Annotated in this window: 16 protein-coding genes and 1 pseudogene; 9 read left to right on the top strand and 8 right to left on the bottom strand. The window is 72.2% G+C overall.

Annotated elements, in window-relative coordinates; genetic code table 11:
• Both ACVNF4_RS20430 and ACVNF4_RS20425 read left to right on the top strand, forming a co-directional pair.
• Nucleotides 1-138, top strand: a 138-nt coding sequence (locus ACVNF4_RS20430; protein ID WP_461804290.1) for an SDR family oxidoreductase, incomplete at its 5' end; no start/stop codon positions are given.
• On the top strand, nt 135-1,079 hold the full coding sequence (locus tag ACVNF4_RS20425; RefSeq protein WP_461804288.1) for an aldo/keto reductase: 945 nt from the start codon (nt 135-137) through the stop codon (nt 1,077-1,079). The genes ACVNF4_RS20430 and ACVNF4_RS20425, both read left to right, overlap by 4 nt.
• 1 nt (nt 1,080) lies before the next feature.
• On the opposite strand, the pseudogene ACVNF4_RS20420 reads toward ACVNF4_RS20425, so the two are convergent.
• Nucleotides 1,081-1,227 (bottom strand): annotated as a pseudogene (locus ACVNF4_RS20420) (lipase maturation factor family protein); the annotation flags it as partial.
• Between the two features lie 121 nt (nt 1,228-1,348).
• On the opposite strand from ACVNF4_RS20420, the gene ACVNF4_RS20415 reads away from it, so the two are divergent.
• The 3 genes from ACVNF4_RS20415 (at nt 1,349) to ACVNF4_RS20405 (ending at nt 4,614) form a co-directional block, all read left to right on the top strand.
• Complete coding sequence (locus ACVNF4_RS20415) at nt 1,349-1,528, top strand: hypothetical protein (protein ID WP_461804287.1); 180 nt, start codon at nt 1,349-1,351, stop codon at nt 1,526-1,528.
• A 43-nt stretch (nt 1,529-1,571) separates the two neighbouring features.
• Nucleotides 1,572-3,632: a SpoIIE family protein phosphatase gene (locus ACVNF4_RS20410; RefSeq protein ID WP_461804286.1), complete on the top strand. Its 2,061-nt coding sequence runs from the start codon at nt 1,572-1,574 to the stop codon at nt 3,630-3,632.
• 118 nt (nt 3,633-3,750) lie between these two features.
• Nucleotides 3,751-4,614: an Fpg/Nei family DNA glycosylase gene (locus ACVNF4_RS20405; protein WP_461804285.1), complete on the top strand. Its 864-nt coding sequence runs from the start codon at nt 3,751-3,753 to the stop codon at nt 4,612-4,614.
• Between the two features lie 293 nt (nt 4,615-4,907).
• Here the strand turns inward: ACVNF4_RS20405 and ACVNF4_RS20400 are convergent, their stop codons facing one another.
• From ACVNF4_RS20400 to ACVNF4_RS20390, 3 genes are all read right to left on the bottom strand, one after another.
• Nucleotides 4,908-5,579 carry a zf-HC2 domain-containing protein gene (locus ACVNF4_RS20400; protein ID WP_461804284.1) on the bottom strand — a complete coding sequence of 224 codons (672 nt, stop codon included), beginning with the start codon at nt 5,577-5,579 and terminating at the stop codon, nt 4,908-4,910.
• Nucleotides 5,580-5,778: 199 nt separating this feature from the next.
• Nucleotides 5,779-6,300: a hypothetical protein gene (locus ACVNF4_RS20395; RefSeq protein WP_461804283.1), complete on the bottom strand. Its 522-nt coding sequence runs from the start codon at nt 6,298-6,300 to the stop codon at nt 5,779-5,781.
• Nucleotides 6,301-6,434: 134 nt separating this feature from the next.
• Nucleotides 6,435-6,977 (bottom strand): sigma-70 family RNA polymerase sigma factor, encoded by a 543-nt coding sequence (locus ACVNF4_RS20390; RefSeq protein ID WP_461804282.1) that lies wholly within the window; start codon nt 6,975-6,977, stop codon nt 6,435-6,437.
• Between the two features lie 279 nt (nt 6,978-7,256).
• Between ACVNF4_RS20390 and ACVNF4_RS20385 the strand changes: the two genes are divergently transcribed.
• On the top strand, nt 7,257-8,414 hold the full coding sequence (locus tag ACVNF4_RS20385) for a CapA family protein (RefSeq protein ID WP_461804289.1): 1,158 nt from the start codon (nt 7,257-7,259) through the stop codon (nt 8,412-8,414).
• A 1-nt stretch (nt 8,415) separates the two neighbouring features.
• Here the strand turns inward: ACVNF4_RS20385 and ACVNF4_RS20380 are convergent, their stop codons facing one another.
• Nucleotides 8,416-8,889: a universal stress protein gene (locus tag ACVNF4_RS20380; protein WP_461804281.1), complete on the bottom strand. Its 474-nt coding sequence runs from the start codon at nt 8,887-8,889 to the stop codon at nt 8,416-8,418.
• A gap of 76 nt (nt 8,890-8,965) precedes the next feature.
• Here ACVNF4_RS20380 and lysX point away from each other — a divergent pair, with 76 nt between their 5' ends.
• Together lysX and ACVNF4_RS20370 are read left to right on the top strand one after the other, a co-directional pair.
• Nucleotides 8,966-12,199, top strand: a complete 3,234-nt coding sequence (gene lysX, locus ACVNF4_RS20375) for a bifunctional lysylphosphatidylglycerol synthetase/lysine--tRNA ligase LysX (protein ID WP_461804280.1) — start codon at nt 8,966-8,968, stop codon at nt 12,197-12,199.
• A 210-nt stretch (nt 12,200-12,409) separates the two neighbouring features.
• Nucleotides 12,410-13,234 (top strand): polysaccharide deacetylase family protein, encoded by an 825-nt coding sequence (locus ACVNF4_RS20370; protein WP_461804279.1) that lies wholly within the window; start codon nt 12,410-12,412, stop codon nt 13,232-13,234.
• A 101-nt stretch (nt 13,235-13,335) separates the two neighbouring features.
• On the opposite strand, the gene ACVNF4_RS20365 is transcribed toward ACVNF4_RS20370, so the two are convergent.
• Complete coding sequence (locus ACVNF4_RS20365) at nt 13,336-14,016, bottom strand: class F sortase (RefSeq protein WP_461804278.1); 681 nt, start codon at nt 14,014-14,016, stop codon at nt 13,336-13,338.
• 333 nt (nt 14,017-14,349) lie between these two features.
• On the opposite strand from ACVNF4_RS20365, the gene ACVNF4_RS20360 reads away from it, so the two are divergent.
• Nucleotides 14,350-14,847: a hypothetical protein gene (locus tag ACVNF4_RS20360; protein ID WP_461804277.1), complete on the top strand. Its 498-nt coding sequence runs from the start codon at nt 14,350-14,352 to the stop codon at nt 14,845-14,847.
• A 79-nt stretch (nt 14,848-14,926) separates the two neighbouring features.
• Here the strand turns inward: ACVNF4_RS20360 and ACVNF4_RS20355 are convergent, their stop codons facing one another.
• Complete coding sequence (locus ACVNF4_RS20355; protein WP_461804276.1) at nt 14,927-15,466, bottom strand: hypothetical protein; 540 nt, start codon at nt 15,464-15,466, stop codon at nt 14,927-14,929.
• A 195-nt stretch (nt 15,467-15,661) separates the two neighbouring features.
• A complete protein-coding gene (locus ACVNF4_RS20350; protein WP_461804275.1) occupies nt 15,662-16,426 on the bottom strand; it encodes a bestrophin-like domain in 765 nt (254 codons plus the stop codon).
• Between the last annotated feature and the right edge of the window lie 301 nt (nt 16,427-16,727).

The raw sequence follows: 16,727 nt of genomic DNA, 5'->3' as shown, positions 1-16,727 counted from the left end.
GGCCGCCTGGTCGCCCCCGCCGAAGTCGCCGCCGCGATCGCCTACTTGGCCAGCCCCCTCGCGGGCGCCACGACCGGCACCTCCCTCGCGGTGGACGGCGGCATGCAGGGGCTGCGCCTGAGGCCGGTGCGGCAGTGAGGCGCCTGGGCCGCACCGACGTCGAGGTCAGCCCCCTCGGCTTCGGCGCCGCGGGGATCGGCAACCTCTTCACCGCGATCACGGACGACGAGGCCGCCGAGGCGGTAACCACCGCCTGGGACAAGGGGATCCGCTACTTCGACACGGCCCCCCACTACGGCCTCGGCCTCTCCGAACGCCGCCTCGGCGCCGCCCTGCGCGAGCGCCCCCGCGCCGAGTACACGGTCTCCACGAAGGTCGGCCGCCTCCTCGAACCCACCGAAGCAGGGGGCGACGACCTCGCCGCCGGCGGCTTCGCCGTCCCCGTCACCCACCACCGCGTCTGGGACTTCAGCGCCGACGGCGTACGCCGCTCCCTGGACGCCAGCCTGGAGCGCCTCGGCCTCGACCGGGTCGACGTCGTCTACCTTCACGACCCCGACGACCACGCCGACCAGGTCTTCCGCGAGGGCTACCCGGCCCTGGAGAAACTCCGCTCGGAGGGCGTCGTCGGGGCGATCGGCGCCGGCATGAACCAGACGGAGATGCTCACCCGCTTCGTCCGCGAGACGGACGTCGACGTCGTCCTGTGCGCCGGCCGCTACACCCTCCTCGACCGCGGCGCCCTCACCGACCTCTTCCCGGCCGCCGAGGAACGCGGCGTGTCCGTCGTCATCGGCGGCGCCTTCAACTCCGGTCTCCTGGCCGACCCGAAGCCCGGCGCCACCTACAACTACTCCGCCGCGTCACCGGAGTTGCTCGACCGGGCCCTCCGCCTGAAGGAGATCGCCGACCGGCACGGCATCACCCTGCGCGCCGCCGCCCTCGCCTTCTGCGCCGCCCACCCGCTCGTCGCGAGCGTCCTGACCGGCGCCCGCTCGGCGGCCGAAGTCGCCGACGGGGCCGAGCAGTTCGCCGTCCCGGTGCCGGACGCGTTCTGGGCGGAGGCCGGGGCGCTCTGAGTCAGCCGCGCAGGCGCGTCGGCGGCAGATACTCCCGCACGTACGTCCGCCGCCAGTGGACCCCCGTCTCCTTCGACTCCCGCCGGTCGGTGTACCGGTAGCGGAAGAGGCGGGCCAGGACACAGTGCGGCGGACGGTCGAAAGCGAACCAGTCCATGGCGGCGACTCTCGGTGATCGACCGCTCCGGTTGCGTGACCCTTGTGAGTGAAGCAGAGAATGTGAGGTGCCGCGCCGGAGGAGATCAGCCGGACGAGGTCAGGAGGACGGCATGCGGACGCACCACAAGGTGACGACGGCCGTGTGCGCGCTGCTCGTCGCGGGGGCGGGTGTCGGCTACGCCGCCGCTGACGACGAGCCGCCGGAGTACACCTGGAAGGTCCCCGACCTCCCCGACGGCGGCGGCCTGCTCCCCGACTTCCCGCCCGAGACGCCCGCCGCACCCGGCTGACACTCCGGTCGTGAAACCCCCCGAACCCTGTCACAGTGGGCGCATGCCGGACGACTGGCCCGTCCGCCCGGACCCGATCCTGGCGCTCAACCGCATGGGCAGCTTCGAGTGGGACCTGGACTCCGGGAAGTTCCACATGGACGCGCGGGCCCACGAGATCTTCGACCTGCGCCCCGAGGAATACGACGGGTACCCCGAGTCACTGGTCGCCCGGGTGCCGAGGGCGGAGGGGGAGCGGCTGGACGGGGTGGTCGCCCAGGCGATCAAGGACGGCAGCGAGAACTACGGCTGCTACTTCCGCCTCCAGCGCCGTGACGGCACCCTCCACTGGACCCATACCCAGGGCCACATCAGCCGCGACGACACCGGCCGTCCCCGCAGGATCGTCGGCATCGTCCGCGACGCCACCCAGGAGCTGGACGACCTCGCACGCCGCTGGGAGGAGACCGCGCGGGACGACGCGCGCCGGGAACAGACGAACGTCGTCCAGCTCACGACGGCGGCGCTGTCGCACGCGAGGACCGTGCAGGACGTCATCGACGTCCTCAAGGACACCCAGGGCCTCACCCATCTGGGCGCCACCAGCCTCGTCATGGGCCTCGTCGAGGCGGGCCGGATCCGGCTGGTCGCGGAGGGGCCCGAGGGGAGTTTCGTGCCGGGCACGCTCATCACCCGGATCGACGAGCCGTACCCGATGAGCGAGGTCGTCCGCACGCTCACCCCGCGGTTCATCGAGTCGGCCGAGGAGTTCGCGGCCGGGTACCCCGTGCTCTGGCCGCACCTGCGCGACCTGCGGATCACCTCCGCCGCCTACCTCCCCCTCATCGTCCAGGCCCGCCCCATCGGCGCGATGGGACTGCTCTACAGCGACCGGCGGGGCTTCACCCCCGAGGAGCGCAACATCCTCGTCGCACTCGGCAGCAGCATCGCCCAGAGCCTCCAGCGGGCCGTGTTCTACGAGCAGGAGAAGGACATCGCGCAGAGCCTCCAGCAGGCGATGCTGCCTCGGACGATCCCGAGCGTGCCCGGCGCGGAGATCGCCGTCCGCTACCGGGCCGCGACCATCGGGGGCAGCCTCGGGCGGGACATCGGCGGCGACTGGTACGACCTGATCCCGCTCCCCGGGGGGCGGGTCGGCGCGGTCATCGGGGACGTCCAGGGGCACGACACGCACGCGGCGGCGGTGATGGGGCAACTCCGGATCGTCCTCAAGGCGTACGCCTCCGAGGGGCATCCGCCGGGGACGGTGATGGCCCGCGCCTCGCTCTTCCTCCACGACCTCGACACCGACCGCTTCGCGACGTGCCTGTACGCCGAGGCCGACCTCGCGACCGGGGTCGTCCAAGTGGTCCGCGCGGGCCACATCGACCCCCTGCTGAGGTCCGCCGACGGCACGTGCCGCCGCCTCACCGTGCCCGGCGGGCTGCCGCTCGGCCTCTCCGCCGAGTTCGGCGGGCTCGCGTATCCCGTCAGCACCCTCGAACTCGCCTCCGGGGATCTCCTCCTGCTGTGCACCGACGGGCTCGTCGAACAGCCCGGGGTCGACCTCGACGACGGGATGCGCGAGCTGACGGCCCTGGTCGCGGACGGCCCCGACGACGTCCGCCGCCTCGCCGACCGGCTGATCGAGGTCGCGGAGGAGAGGGGCGGGGACGACGATGTCGCGCTCCTCCTGCTGCGTCGCCGCTGCCTGGACACGCCCCGCGCGGGGGGCCGCCTCCAGCAGCACGTCGCCCCCGGTGACCCCGACGCCCTCGTCCAGGCCCGGCACATGATCCGGGCCGCCGTCCGCGCGTGGGGCGCCCGGTCCCGCGCCGACGACGTCGAACTCTCCGCCGACGAGCTGATCACCAACGCCCTCATGCACACCGAGGGCGCCGCCGTCGTCACCCTCCGCGTCGTCCTCGCCGGCCCCTCCCGCCGCCTCCGCGTCGAGGTCGAGGACACGTCCAGCGCGCTGCCCCGTCGCAGGGAGGCCGCCGTCTCCGGCGTCTCCGGCCGAGGCCTGGTCCTCGTCGACCTCCTTGCGGACACGTGGGGGGTGGAGGCTCGGGGTGGGGGGAAGTGCGTGTGGTGCGAGTTCGAGTTGCCGGGGGTGGGGTGAGGGGGTGGGTGGGGGCGCGGGGAACTGCGCGAACGGTCGCAGCGGATCCGTGGTCGCCCGCGTACCGGATCACCCGAGTCGGTAGGCGCGCGGTTGTCGGCAGGTGCACTCTGGGAGCATGCCCGAGTTGCCTGAGGTGGAGGCCCTGAAGGGGTTTCTCGCCGAGCACCTGGTCGGATGCGAGATCGTCAGGGTGCTGCCGGTCGCGATCAGTGTGCTGAAGACGTACGAGCCGCCGGTGTCGGAGATCGAGGGGCGGGAGGTGGTCGGGGTTCGGCGGTACGGGAAGTTCCTCGGGGTGGAGACGGCGGGCGGGGTCCATCTCGTCACGCATCTCGCCCGCGCGGGGTGGTTGCAGTGGAGGGACCGGTTGCCCGACGGCATGCCCCGGCCGGGGAAGGGCCCGCTCGCGATGAGGGTGGCGCTGGAGACCGGTGCCGGATTCGATCTCACGGAAGCCGGTACGCAGAAGAAGCTCGCGGTGTACGTCGTACGTGATCCGCAGGACGTACCCGGTGTCGCACGGCTGGGGCCGGACCCGCTGGCCGACGACTTCGACGAGGCGCGCTTCGCCGGACTGCTCGCGGGGGAGCGGCGGCAGCTCAAGGGCGCGTTGCGGGACCAGACTCTGCTCGCGGGGGTCGGCAACGCCTACAGTGACGAGATCCTGCACGCGGCGAGGATGTCACCGTTCAAGCTGGCGGCATCCCTCACGCCCGAGGAGACCCACACCCTCTACGAGGCGCTGCGCACCACGCTGAGAGGTGCCGTGGAGCGCTCGCACGGCGTGGCCGCCGGACGGCTGAAGGCGGAGAAGAAGAGCGGGCTGCGCGTGCACGGCAGGGCGGGCGAGCCGTGTCCGGTGTGCGGGGACACCGTCCGCGAGGTCTCCTTCAGCGACTCCGCGCTCCAGTACTGCCCCACCTGCCAGACCGGCGGAAAACCCCTGGCCGACCGTAGGATGTCCCGCCTCCTCAAGTGAACCGTCCCCTCAAGCGACCGGCTTGCTCAAGTGGCCCGTCCGCCGAAGCGACCCGTCCCCTCAAGTGACCGGCCTGTTGAAGCGCCCCGTCCGGTCGAGTCACCCGCCCGATCGAAGGGCTCGCCCGCGCAAGGAGCCCGCCAGCTCAAGCAACCCGCCACTCAAAGAACCCGCCCGCACAAAGGGCCCCCGCCCGTGCAAAGAGCCCGCCGGCTCAAGCGGCCCGCCCGCACGTCCCCCCCGCCCGAGCAAAGAGCCCGCCCACTCAAGCAGCCCACCCGCACCCCCCGCCCTCACGACCCCGCAGGGATCCGCACCAGCGTCTTGTCCCCGTCCCGCACGTCGTAGTACGCGATGTCCTCCGTGTGCATGGCCGTCCCCCCGTGCATCGTGCTGGGCCGGGGATCGTGGTCGGGTACCTTCCAGCCGGTCGCGGTCTGCTCGGTGCCGTCGCGGCCGACGATGACGAGGTGGCAGGAGCGCGGTCCGGCGCCGTCCTTCACCTGGAGCTCGATGTCGGCGCCCCACGCCTTGTCGGAGGCGGTGACCTGGGCCCACACCCCGGAGGCGGAGTCGGTCGCGGCGATCCGCACCTGTGCGCCCGCCTCGGTCCCGGTGGAGCCCTTGTCGCCGAACGCCATCATCAGCGCGGGGCCGGTCAGCGCGACGACGACGGACGCGGCGAGCCCGTAGAGGAACCGCCGGCGCACCGCCCGGCGCCGCACGGCGACCTCGCCGAGCAGCTTCTCCAGGAGCCGCGGACCGGGCCCGGCGAACGGGTGCACCGAACGCGGCGTCGCGCGCCGGTACAGCATCAACTGCCGTGTCGCGGGACCGAATTCCGTGACCTGAGCCGCGCACCGAGGACACTCCATGAGGTGGTCCTCGAAGCGGAAGGCTTCCGCTTCGTCCAGGACGCCGAGCGCGTACGCGCCGACGTCCACATGCTGTTCCAGGGACCTCATCGCCGAATCCTCGTGCCGTTGGGTGCGGTTGGGGTTACTCCTTGCTCCCATCGGTACGCACCAGGCACCGGAATCACTCAAGGGTGTGCGGAATCGTGACCCAGGTGTTCGGAGCCGCCGCGCACGCGGATTGGTCGGATCGAAGAAATTTTTTTCCAAGCCACCGATCCGGCTCAGAACAACCGGTCAGAGCACCCGCTCAGAACAGATGGATCGCCAAGTGCCCCAGCGGCAGCCCGAGTTGCCAGGCGGGGGTCCACACCTTGGGCCCCTCGTCCTCCCCGAGGCCGGGCAGCGAGCCGCCGGGGACCGCGTTGAGGTCGGGGGCGAGGAGTTCGGTCTCCTCCAGCCACTGCCAGGCGGCCTCGGCGAGCCGGAGGTCGGGCGAGTCGAGGCCCGACTGCGCGACCCGCGCGGAGAGCTGGCCCATCCGCTCGCCGACCCAGTCCTGCCAGGGCTGGTCGTAGGCGGTCAGCGAGAGCCACGTCTCCAGTTGGGTGACGACCCGGATGCCGGGGAGTTCGCCGTCGGTGTCCGACAGGAAGATGGTGAGCGCCAGGGCGTCGCGCCCGGCGCGGAACTCGAACGACGTCGGCGGCATCAGATCGCCGGTGCGCAGGAGTTCGTCGGCGATGTACTCGGCGTACAACCAGGCCATGGGGACGGTGAGTTCACCGTCGTCGTCGGAGCCGTCGTGGTCCGGATGATCTCTGTGCAGCATCTCTCGCAGCCTTCCCTCCGGTGTGCCGTCGCCCGTCGCCGGGCCCCCAGTCCGGAACACGGATGGGAACAGCCGATTACTCAACCGGGGTCTGAGGCAAGGCGCTTTACGGAGGTTTGACTCTGTGCCGGGTTTCAGCGCAGGTCGGCCGCGTAACCCGGAAGGACCCGGCGCAGGGCGCGCAGCGCGTAGAACGCGCGGGACTTCACGGTACCGGGCGGGATGCCGAGTATCCCGGCGGCCTCCGCCACACTCGCCCCCTGGAAGTACACCAGCACCAGGACTTCACGGTGTTCGGGAGTGAGAGTCTTCACAGCCTCACGGACGTCGAGGGCCGCCGCCGCGCGCTCCGCGTGGTCGCCGCAGACCGGCGCGTGCTCCAGGACCGCGTCCCCCACCTCGGCGGGCCGCGCCTGCCGGGCCCGCCGGGCGTCGATCGCGAGCCGCCGACCGACCGTCATCAGCCAGGGCCGCACGGAGTCGAAGTCGTCCGCCCGCAGCGCCTCGGGGTGCTGCCAGGCGCGCACCAGCGTCTCCTGGACGAGGTCCTCCGCCCGCTGCCGGTCGCCGTCGCTCAGCCGCAGCAGCAGTGCGAACAGTGGCCGCCCGTGTTCCCGCTGGAGCGCGGCGAGTTCATGCTCAGCGGTCGTCTTCGGCTGCGTGAGTGTGGCGGTCATGCCGGTCATGGCACACCGGCGTCGTCACTCAGGGACAGGGCGCGTACACAGATCTGCGACGGACGGTCGATCGCGTCGGCGAACGGTCCGACGAACGGTCGGTGAACGGCGGTGTGGGGAGTTCCGGTTCGGGACGGGGGCAAGGGTTCGAATCGCCACACGAATCGCTACGCCGATCGCGTGCGTCTTCGGGAGCGGCGCCGCCTCGCGGGCCCGGGTATCGGCTAAGAGTGTGGCCGAGCGTCGTAAGTATGAAAATAGGACCAGATTGGGGTGGCTGTGATCACACGACGACGAACCGTGGCTCTCGCCGTGACCGTACTCCTCGCCGTGGCCGCCTGCCAGGCACAGGAGACCCGCCAGGAGAAACAACCCGCCCCACCCCGCCCGGCCCCCTCCGCCGCCCCCGCCGGCTTCACCCTCGTCGCCACCGGCGACGTCCTGCCCCACACCTCCGTCATCGACCGCGCCCGCTTCGACGCGGGCGGCCGGGGCTACGACTTCCGTCCGATGCTGGACGCCGTCCGCCCGCTCGTCTCCCGCGCCGACCTCGCCCTGTGCCACATGGAGACCGTGTACGGCGCGAACGGCGACTACACCGGCTACCCCGCCTTCAAGTCCCCGCCGGAGATCGCCGAGGCCCTCGCCGCCACCGGGTACGACGGCTGCTCCACCGCCTCCAACCACAGCCTCGACGACGGCCCCGCAGGCATCCGCCGCACCCTGGACGCCCTCGACGGCGCCGGAGTGCGCCACGCCGGCACCGCCCGCACCGCCGAGGAGGCCGCCGCCCCCACCCTCCTGCGCGCCGGCCGCGCCAAGGTCGCCCACCTCGCCTACACCTACGGCACGAACGGCTACCCCCTCCCGCAGGGCCGGCCCTGGGCGGTGAACGTCATCGACGAGGCCCGCATCCTCACCGACGCGAGGGCCGCACGCCGGGCCGGCGCCGACGTCGTGGTCGTCTCCCTGCACTGGGGCACGGAGTGGCAGGACGCCCCCGACGAGCAGCAGATCACCCTGGCCCGCACCCTCACCGCGTCCCAGTCCGCCGGGCGCCCGGACATCGACCTGATCCTCGGGACGCACGCCCACATCCCCCAGGCCTACGAGAAGGTCAACGGCACCTGGGTCGTCTACGGCATGGGCGACCAGATCGCCGGCGAGATGTTCAACCACCAGGGACAGCAGGACCCGCGCGGCAACCAGTCCTCCATCGCCCGCTTCACGTTCGCCCCGCCCACCACACCGGGCGCCCGCTGGAACGTCACCAGGGCCGAGTTCGTCCCCCAGCTCTTCGACATCGACGCGGGCCGGGTCGTCGACCTCGACCAGGCCCTCGCCCAGGGAGCCGACGTCCAGGGGGTCCGCGACCGGATCCGGGACGTCGTCCTCAGCCGGGGCGCCGCCGCCGAGGGGCTCACGATGGCGAGATGACCTACGGGACGACCGTCACCGGCCACCGCCCCGCCTTCACCAGCCGCACCGCGACCGACCCCACGATCCGGTGCCCCGCCTGCTCCGACGCGCCGACGACCACCGCGTCCGCCTTCAGGTCGTCGGCGGCCGTCACCAGTCCGGTGTAGGGGTCGCCGCGGAACGTGTGGAACTCCCAGCGGACGTCGAATATCCCCCTGGTCCGCTCGGTCTCGGTGCGGACCAGGGCCATCAGCTCCTCGGCGATCTGGTCGGTCGTCTCGGCGACCGGCGCCCCGAGCGCGGCGCCGCCCGCCAGCATCGGCTGGACGTACACGATGGCCAGCAGCGCGTGCTGGCGGCGGGCGAGTCCGGCGGCGTAGGCCGCGGCGCGCAGGGAGGATTCGGAGCCGTCGACGCCGACCACGATGACCTTGGGTCCGTCGGTGCCCCGCTCGAACCCCTGCGAGGGCTGCCGTTCATGCTGTTCCGTCACGCGCCGAGGCTATCGGAACCCCCTCTTCCCCCTGTTCGACGGGCGCGCGGCCCGTCCCCTTCCTACAGTCGAAGCCATGAGCGCAGCCGGAACCGCGACCGCCCCCGCGCAGCAGCCCCAGGCCGACCCGCCCAGGCACCTGCGCCTCCTCAACCGCGTCCCCGAGGTGTTCGGCGGCTTCTTCGGCGTGATCGGCATGCTGTGCGTCGTCCTCGCCTTCGTGCCGGTGCTGCGCCGCCTGCTGCGCCCGGCCGTCGACTTCCTCGACCTGCTGATCATCCCGGTCAGCGTGAACCTCGCCTACGCGGTCTTCCTGTTCCTGCTGGCCGGCGCGACGGCCGCCCGCAAGAAGGTCGCCTGGTGGCTGGTCGTCGTCTATCTCGGGCTGCTGGTCCTCGGGGACAGCCTGGGTGTCGCGTTCGGCGACTACACCGAGTCGCTGCCCTCGCTGGTCATCTGCGGGACCGCCTTCGTCGTCCTGCTCTTCGCCCGCCGCGAGTTCTACGCCGACTCCCGGCACGGCGCCGTCCGCAGAGCCGTCCTCGTCCTGCTGGTCGGCCTCGGGCTCGCGATCCTCGCCGGGTGGGGGCTCGTCGAGCTGTTCCCCGGGTCGCTGCCGCGCAGCGAGCGGTTCGTGTGGGCCGCCGACCGGGTCCTCGGCGGCCTGGTCTCCGCGCGCAGCTTCGACGGACGGCCGCCGCGCGTCCTGTTCTTCCTCCTCGGCCTGTTCGGCGCCCTCGCCCTCCTCAACGCCGCCGCGACGATGTTCCGCAGCCAGCGCATGGAGGCCGCCCTGCACGGCGACGAGGAGGCCCGCATCCGCGCCCTCCTGAGGCGCTACGGCGCGCAGGACTCCCTCGGCTACTTCGCGACCCGCCGGGACAAGGCCGTCGTCTTCTCGCCCAGCGGCAAGGCCGCCGTCACCTACCGCGTCGAGGCCGGCGTCTGCCTCGCCAGCGGCGACCCCGTCGGCGACCGGGAGGCCTGGCCGCACGCCATCGCCGCCTGGCAGGACACCGCCCGCCGGCACGGCTGGACCCCGGCCGTGATGGGCGCCTCCGAGGACGGTGCGAAAGCCTTCGCCCGCGCGGGACTCGGCGCCCTCCAGCTCGGCGACGAGGCCATCCTCGACATCCCCTCCTTCGACCTCGGCGGACGCGACATGCGCGTCACCCGCCAGGCCGTCAACCGGGTCCGCCGCACCGGCGCCACCTGCCGGGTCCGCCGCCACTCGGCCCTCACCGACGAGGAGATGGAGGAGGTCGTCGACCGCGCCGACGCCTGGCGCGACACCGAGACCGAACGCGGCTTCTCCATGGCCCTCGACCGGCTCGGCGACCCCGCCGACGGCGACTGCCTCCTCGTCGAGACCGTCGCCGACGACGGCCGCCTCATCGCCCTGCTCTCCTTCGTCCCCTGGGGACCCGACGGCATCTCCCTCGATCTGATGCGCCGCGACCGCACCGCCCCCAACGGCGTCATGGAGTTCATGGTCGCCGAGGTGTGCGCCGCCGCCCCCAAACTCGGCGTGCGCCGCATCTCCCTCAACTTCGCCGTGTTCCGCTCGGTCTTCGAGGAGGGCGCCCGCATCGGCGCGGGGCCCGTGCTGCGGCTGTGGCGGCGCCTGCTGCTGTTCTTCTCCAAGTGGTGGCAGCTGGAGGCCCTCTACCGCTCCAACGCCAAGTACCGGCCCGCCTGGTACCCCCGCTTCCTCTGCTACGGCGAGGCCGGCGCCCTCGCGCGCGTCGGCCTCGCCTCCGGGATCGCCGAGGGCTTCGTCGTCGTCCCCTCCCTGCGCCGCCACCGCTTCAAGCACGCCGTCCGCCCCGCCTCCTCCCACGGCACCCTGCCACCCCTGGAGGAACTCGACGAACCCGCCGAGCGCCGCGCGAAGGGCCCCTCCGACCAGGTCCGCGTCCGCCAGGAACACCTGAAACGGCTGTACGACGCCGGCACCGACCCCTACCCGGTCGGCGTCCCCGCGCCCACGCACCGCCTCGCGGACATCCAGGAAGGGGACGACGTCACCGTCGCCGGACGTGTCCTGCGCGTGCGGGACTTCGGGGGGATCGTCTTCGTCACCCTGCGGGACTGGTCCGGCGACCACCAGCTCGCCCTCACCGACGCGACCCGCTTCCGCGCGGACGTCGACCTCGGCGACCTCGTCACCGCCGCCGGGCGTGCCGGGCGCAGCGACAAGGGTGAACCGACCGTCTTCGTGGACGGCTGGCAGCTCACCGGCAAGTGCCTGCGCCCCCTGCCCGACAAGCGGCGCGGCCTCACCGACCCCGAGGCGAAGGTCCGGCTGCGCGCCGTCGACCTCGTCACCAGCCCCGCCGCCCGCGACACGGTCCGCGTCCGCTCCACCGCCGTCCAGGCGCTGCGCCAGGGCCTCCTGGAGCGCGGGTACCTGGAGGTCGAGACGCCGATGCTCCAGCAGATCCACGGCGGCGCGAACGCCCGCCCCTTCACCACCCACATCAACGCCTACGACCTCGACCTGTACCTGAGGATCGCCCCCGAGCTGTACCTCAAACGGCTCTGCGTCGGCGGTCTGGAGAAGGTCTTCGAGATGGGCCGCACCTTCCGCAACGAGGGCGTCTCACCCAAGCACAACCCCGAGTTCACGATGCTGGAGGCGTACCAGGCGTACGCCGACTACGACGTCATGCTCGACCTGACCCGCGAGCTGATCCAGGGAGCGGCCCGCGCGGCCTTCGGCACCCCCCTCGTCCGCAAGGGCGGGCAGGAGTACGACATCTCCGGGGCCTGGCCCGTCAAGACCGTCTACGGCGCGATCTCCGAGGCGCTCGGGGAACCGGTCGACGCGGACACGGAACTCGGTGCGCTGCGGCGGCTGTGCGACCGGGCCGGGGTGCCGTACGGGGACGGGGACGGGCGGGGTGACGTCGTACTGGAGATGTACGAGCGGCTCGTGGAGGAACGGACCCAACTGCCCACGTTCTACAAGGACTTCCCCACGGACGTCTCCCCGCTGACCCGGCAGCACCGGACTGATCCCCGGGTGGCCGAGAGGTGGGACCTGGTGGCGTTCGGCACGGAGCTGGGCACCGCCTACTCCGAGCTCACCGATCCCGTCGAGCAGCGCAGGCGGCTGACCGAGCAGTCGTTGAAGGCGGCGGGGGGTGACCCCGAGGCGATGGAGCTGGACGAGGAGTTCCTGGAGGCGCTGGCCTATGCGATGCCGCCGACCGGGGGGCTGGGGATCGGGGTGGACCGGCTGGTCATGTTCATCACGGGGCTGACGATCCGGGAGACGCTGCCGTTTCCGTTGGTGCGGAGGAGGTGAGCGGGTGGCGAAGGTGGTTTGCCGAGTGTCGCGCCGTCGTGGCTTGTCGCGCAGTTCCCCGCGCCCCTGAAGAACTTGGGCTGGCAGAGTGGAGAAGGAGACCCGAATCGGTGTCGCGCGAGTGAAGGAGTTTCCGCTGGCGGAGTGGAAATGGACCCCCAATTGGTGTCGCAGGGGTGACTCCGTGGTCGCTTGGGTGACTGATGGGTCATGAAGAAAGATCAGGTGTTCACGCGGCGTCATGTCCTGTGGGGTGCGGGTGTCGCCGCCGTCGGGGGTGCCGTTGCTCTCGGCGTCGGCGGGGGAGAGGAGCGCGTCGCCGTTCCCGCCGCCGGGGCCCCCGCCAGGTCCGCTCCACTGAAACCCTCCGCCTTCCGGCTCCAGCCCATCACCGGGTTCGGGCCGCCCCCCACCTCCTCGCGGCTGCCCACGCGGCGCAAGCCGATCCTGGAGATGTCCGGGCGGGGGAACACCATGGTGCTCACCTTCGACGATGGCCCCGATCCCCGGTACACGCCCGCCATCCTCGACACCCTCGGCGAGTACGGCGTGCACGCGATGTTCTTCGTGTGCGGGGAGATGGCCGTCGACAACCAGGATCTGCTGGCGCGGATGGCGGACGAGGGGCATGTCGTCGGGAACCACACCTGGTCCCACCCATTGCTGACGAAGCTGCGGCGGGGCCGGATCAGGTCGGAGATCGAGCGGACCTGCGAGGTGATCGAGGAGGGGTACGGGGAGAAGCCCCGCTGGTTCCGGGCGCCGTACGGGGCGTGGAACCGGGCCGCGTTCCAGATCGGTGCCGAACTCGGGATGGAGCCGCTCGCGTGGACGGTGGACACGCTGGACTGGACGACTCCGGGGACGGGGACGATCGTGCGCCGCGTCGAGGGGGGTGCCGCGCCGGGGGTGGTCGTCCTGTCGCACGACGCCGGCGGCGACCGGAGCCAGAGCGTGCGGGCCCTGCGCCGCTACCTCCCCCGGCTCCTCGACTCCGGCTACCACATCACCGTCCCCCGCAGGCACCCCGCCTGAGCCGGGCGCCCCGCCTGATCCGCCCGCCACGCCGGGAGCGCCTCGCTCCCGCTGCCCTCAGGCGCCCCGGCTCTCGGCCCGCCCGGCGGGCCGGGACGGCTTCAGCGGACCTCGGTCAGGCGGGCGAAGACGACGACGTTGCCGTCGTAGCCGTGGGCCTTGGAGAAGCCGCCGCCGCAGGTGATGACCCGCAGTTCGGGGGAGCCCTTCGAGGCGTACACGCGGTCGCCGGGGAAGTTCTTCTTCTCGAAGACCTCGATGCCGTAGATCTCGAACACGGCCGTCTTCCCGTCCGCCCGGGACACCTCGACCTTGCTGCCCTTCTTCAGGGCGCCGAGGCCGTAGAAGACGGCGGGACCCAGCTTGTTGTCGACGTGGCCCACGACCACCGCCGTACCCTTCTCGCCGGGCGCGACCCCGCCCGTGAACCAGCCCGCGAGGTTCGGGTCCTCGGGCGGCGGCGCGTCGACCCAGCCGGCCGCGTCGAGGCCGACCGGCATCACCGGGGCGTCCACCCGGATCGCCGGGATCCGCACCCGGTTCGGCACGGAGTACGAGAGAGGGTCCGGCGCCTTGTCGAAGACGCTGCCCGTCAGACCACCCGTGCGGGCGTCGGCGGCGGCAGCGGCGGCCGGCTGCGGCGGGCCCGCGTCGAACTCGCCCGAACCGTTGCGGATGAGCGCGAGGCCGGTCAGCAGGACCAGCGCTATCACGCCCCACGGCGCGCGCTTCCTCGGCCGCTCCTCGTCGTCCGCGGACTCGGACAGCTCGTAACCCGACATTCGCCATCCCCTTTCGACACGGCCGTCGCCGTGTCCCGTAGCGCATACCGGAAACGCTAGGTCGGCTCGCTGGAAGCGGCTCGCGGTGCGCGGCGAACGGGTGGCCGCCGGACGGGGAAGTGCGCCATCCGAGTTGACGGCCGCCGAAATTTTCTGACGGTCCGTGACCTGCGGGGATGTCCGATTGTCCGGAGATCGCACGGCGTGTCGGCTCACCAGGACGGACCATTCCCGAAATGCGGGCGCCCGCACGGCATCTGAGGGTCTTTCCGGGAGGCGTTTTCTCGCCGACAGACCGGGGACGTGCCCCGGGACGCCTTCCGCGGAGGAACCATGCGAACCACTCGTGCCCTGGCGGCCTCGGCCGCCGCGTGCGCCGCTCTGGGCCTCGCCGCCCCGACGGCCTCGGCCTGGACCGACCCCACGTCGGTCACCTCGGCGCCCAGCGTGATCGCCCGCGGCGGTCAGCTCGTGCTCACCGTCAACGGCGGTGGCAACAACGCGTGCACCACGCCGGGCAGCTCCATCAGCTCTCCCGCCTTCCCGACCACCAACCTGACCTCCCTGGGCGGCAACACGGCCACCGCGACCGTCCGGGTCAACTCCTTCGCCGGCGCCGGGGCGTACAGCGTGACGACCAGCTGCGAGGGCCGTACCCGGACCTTCCCCGGCGTCTTCACCGTCCTCGGCGGGGTCCGGGGCGGGCTCGGCGGGTCCACCGCGACCGGGGCGACGCCGACGGACGTGGCGATCGGCGGCGGGCTCGTCGCGGCGGCCGTCGTCGGCGGCGGGGTGTTCTGGATGCGGCGGCGTGCGGAGCGCCGTATCTGAACCGCCGCTCGCGGCAACGCTTTCGGCCCGGTCCCTCGATGTGCGCGAGGGCCGGGCCGAAAGCTGTGCGGGCGGGGTGTCAGGCGTTGTCCTCGCCCGTGCGGCGACGGGAGAAGTGGTACGCCGTGCCGAGCGACCCGACGATGAGCAGGGTGCCGAGACCCAGCTCCTTGAGGTCGAAGCCGCCGATCGTGCCGCCCTCACCGGCGTGCACACCCCGGTTCGGGGGCTGGAGCGGGTACGGCGTGGGGTTGCCGTTGTTGTGTCCGGCGATGGTGAGGGGGACCTGGGTGCTGCCGTCGCTGTTGCAGCTGAACGTCACCTGGTAGGTGGCGCCGGCCCGGGCGTCCCAGTCGACGGTCGCTGTCGCCTGGGTGCGGTCGGGCGGGATGCGGACGGTGTCGAACACGCCGGACGACACGATGACCGTGCCGTCGCAGCCGCTGCGGTCCCGGCTCACCTGGAGGGAGATCCGGCCCCCCGCCGCGATGGTCGACGGCAGCACGCGGGCCGAGAAGCCCCGGCCGTCGTCGTGGTCGCCCGCTGCCGCGGTCGGTGCGGTGAAGGCCAGGGCGCCCGCGCCCAGCAGTGCGGCCGAGGCGACGCGTATCGCGCGCATGGTCGATCCTCCGGTCCCCGAGGAGCAGCCCGCGGACCTGTTCCGCGCGTGCCTGGAATGCACCTCGATGACCGAAACGCTAGGAACAGGTGTGCGTACGCGCGATCCGTGTCGTGCGAATGGGGCATGTGTGTGGGCCGCTCAGGGGATGCCGGCGGCGTGGCGGCCTGAGCGGCCGTCAGCCCCTGACGCGGGTCAGCCCCTGATGTCCGGGAAGAAGTGGAGGAACGGTTCCGCCGATGCCGTGATGCCCCTGCTGTAGGGCGCGTCGAAGTCCCAGATCAGGAAGAGAAGGAACGCGATCAGGGCGGAGAAGAGGCCCGCGAGGACCAGTTCCCGGGTCGTGCGGCGGATCTGGAGGGCGAAGACCATGCCGATCGTGATGATGCCGCCGCCCAGCAGGCCGCCCCACACCACCCCCGGCATCGTCGGGTCGATCGAGTCGGCGCGGGCCGTGCGGGCCTGGTCGGCGGCGGCGATCTGGTCGAGGAGCGGCTGGTACTGCTGGGCCTGGAAGTCCGTCGTCGGCTCGTAGTCGGTGACGTCCGCGCGGACCTTGCCGAGCAGTTCGTCGCCCTTGTCGGTGATCTCGCCCTTGTCCTTCATCGTCTTCCACTCGACGTCGACGATGTGCTTGACGTACGCGTCGACGTCGGCCCGGATGCGGTCGCGCTCCGGCGCCGGGTACACCCGGACCCGCTCCGAGATCTCGTGCAGCGCCTGGGCCTCGGCCTGGACGTGGTCCTGGGCGGCGCTCCTCGCCTCCCACACGCCCGCGATCGCGAGGCCGAGCACGATCGCGTAGACCACGCCGATCCACATCGTCATGTACTCGATGACGTCCGGGGTCTCCGAGGGGTCCTCGTCCTCCGACGCGGTGCGCTCGCGCAGGAGCGCCACGACGATCACGACCGCCACGGCGGCGGCCATCGAGAGGGTGAGGACTAGCCATTCGGGCAAGGGGGCCTCCTTGGTGAACGTGAGGGTGAATGAGGGGTGCGCCGGTGCGCGCAAGGGTCAGCGCGGGCGCAGGGCGGCGACGGCGATCACCGCGGGGGCCGTGATGAGCAGGACGTAGGTGACCGGGGACGTGGTGCCGTGGCTCGGGCTCTTACGGGGCGCCGACCGGTGGTACGCCGGGTAGGTCACGGGGGCCGCGCTGGGGCCGGGGGCGGGTTTCGGGGGCGGCTTCGGGGCCGGTGCCGGTGCCGGGGGCCTCCACGAAGCCGACGTCGGCCGGGTCGATCCGGGCGTCGGCCAG

It is taken from the genome of Streptomyces sp. S6, assembly GCF_054880855.1.
Note: the sequence above shows the minus strand (reverse complement) of the source record. Positions and strands in the feature narration are given on the sequence as shown.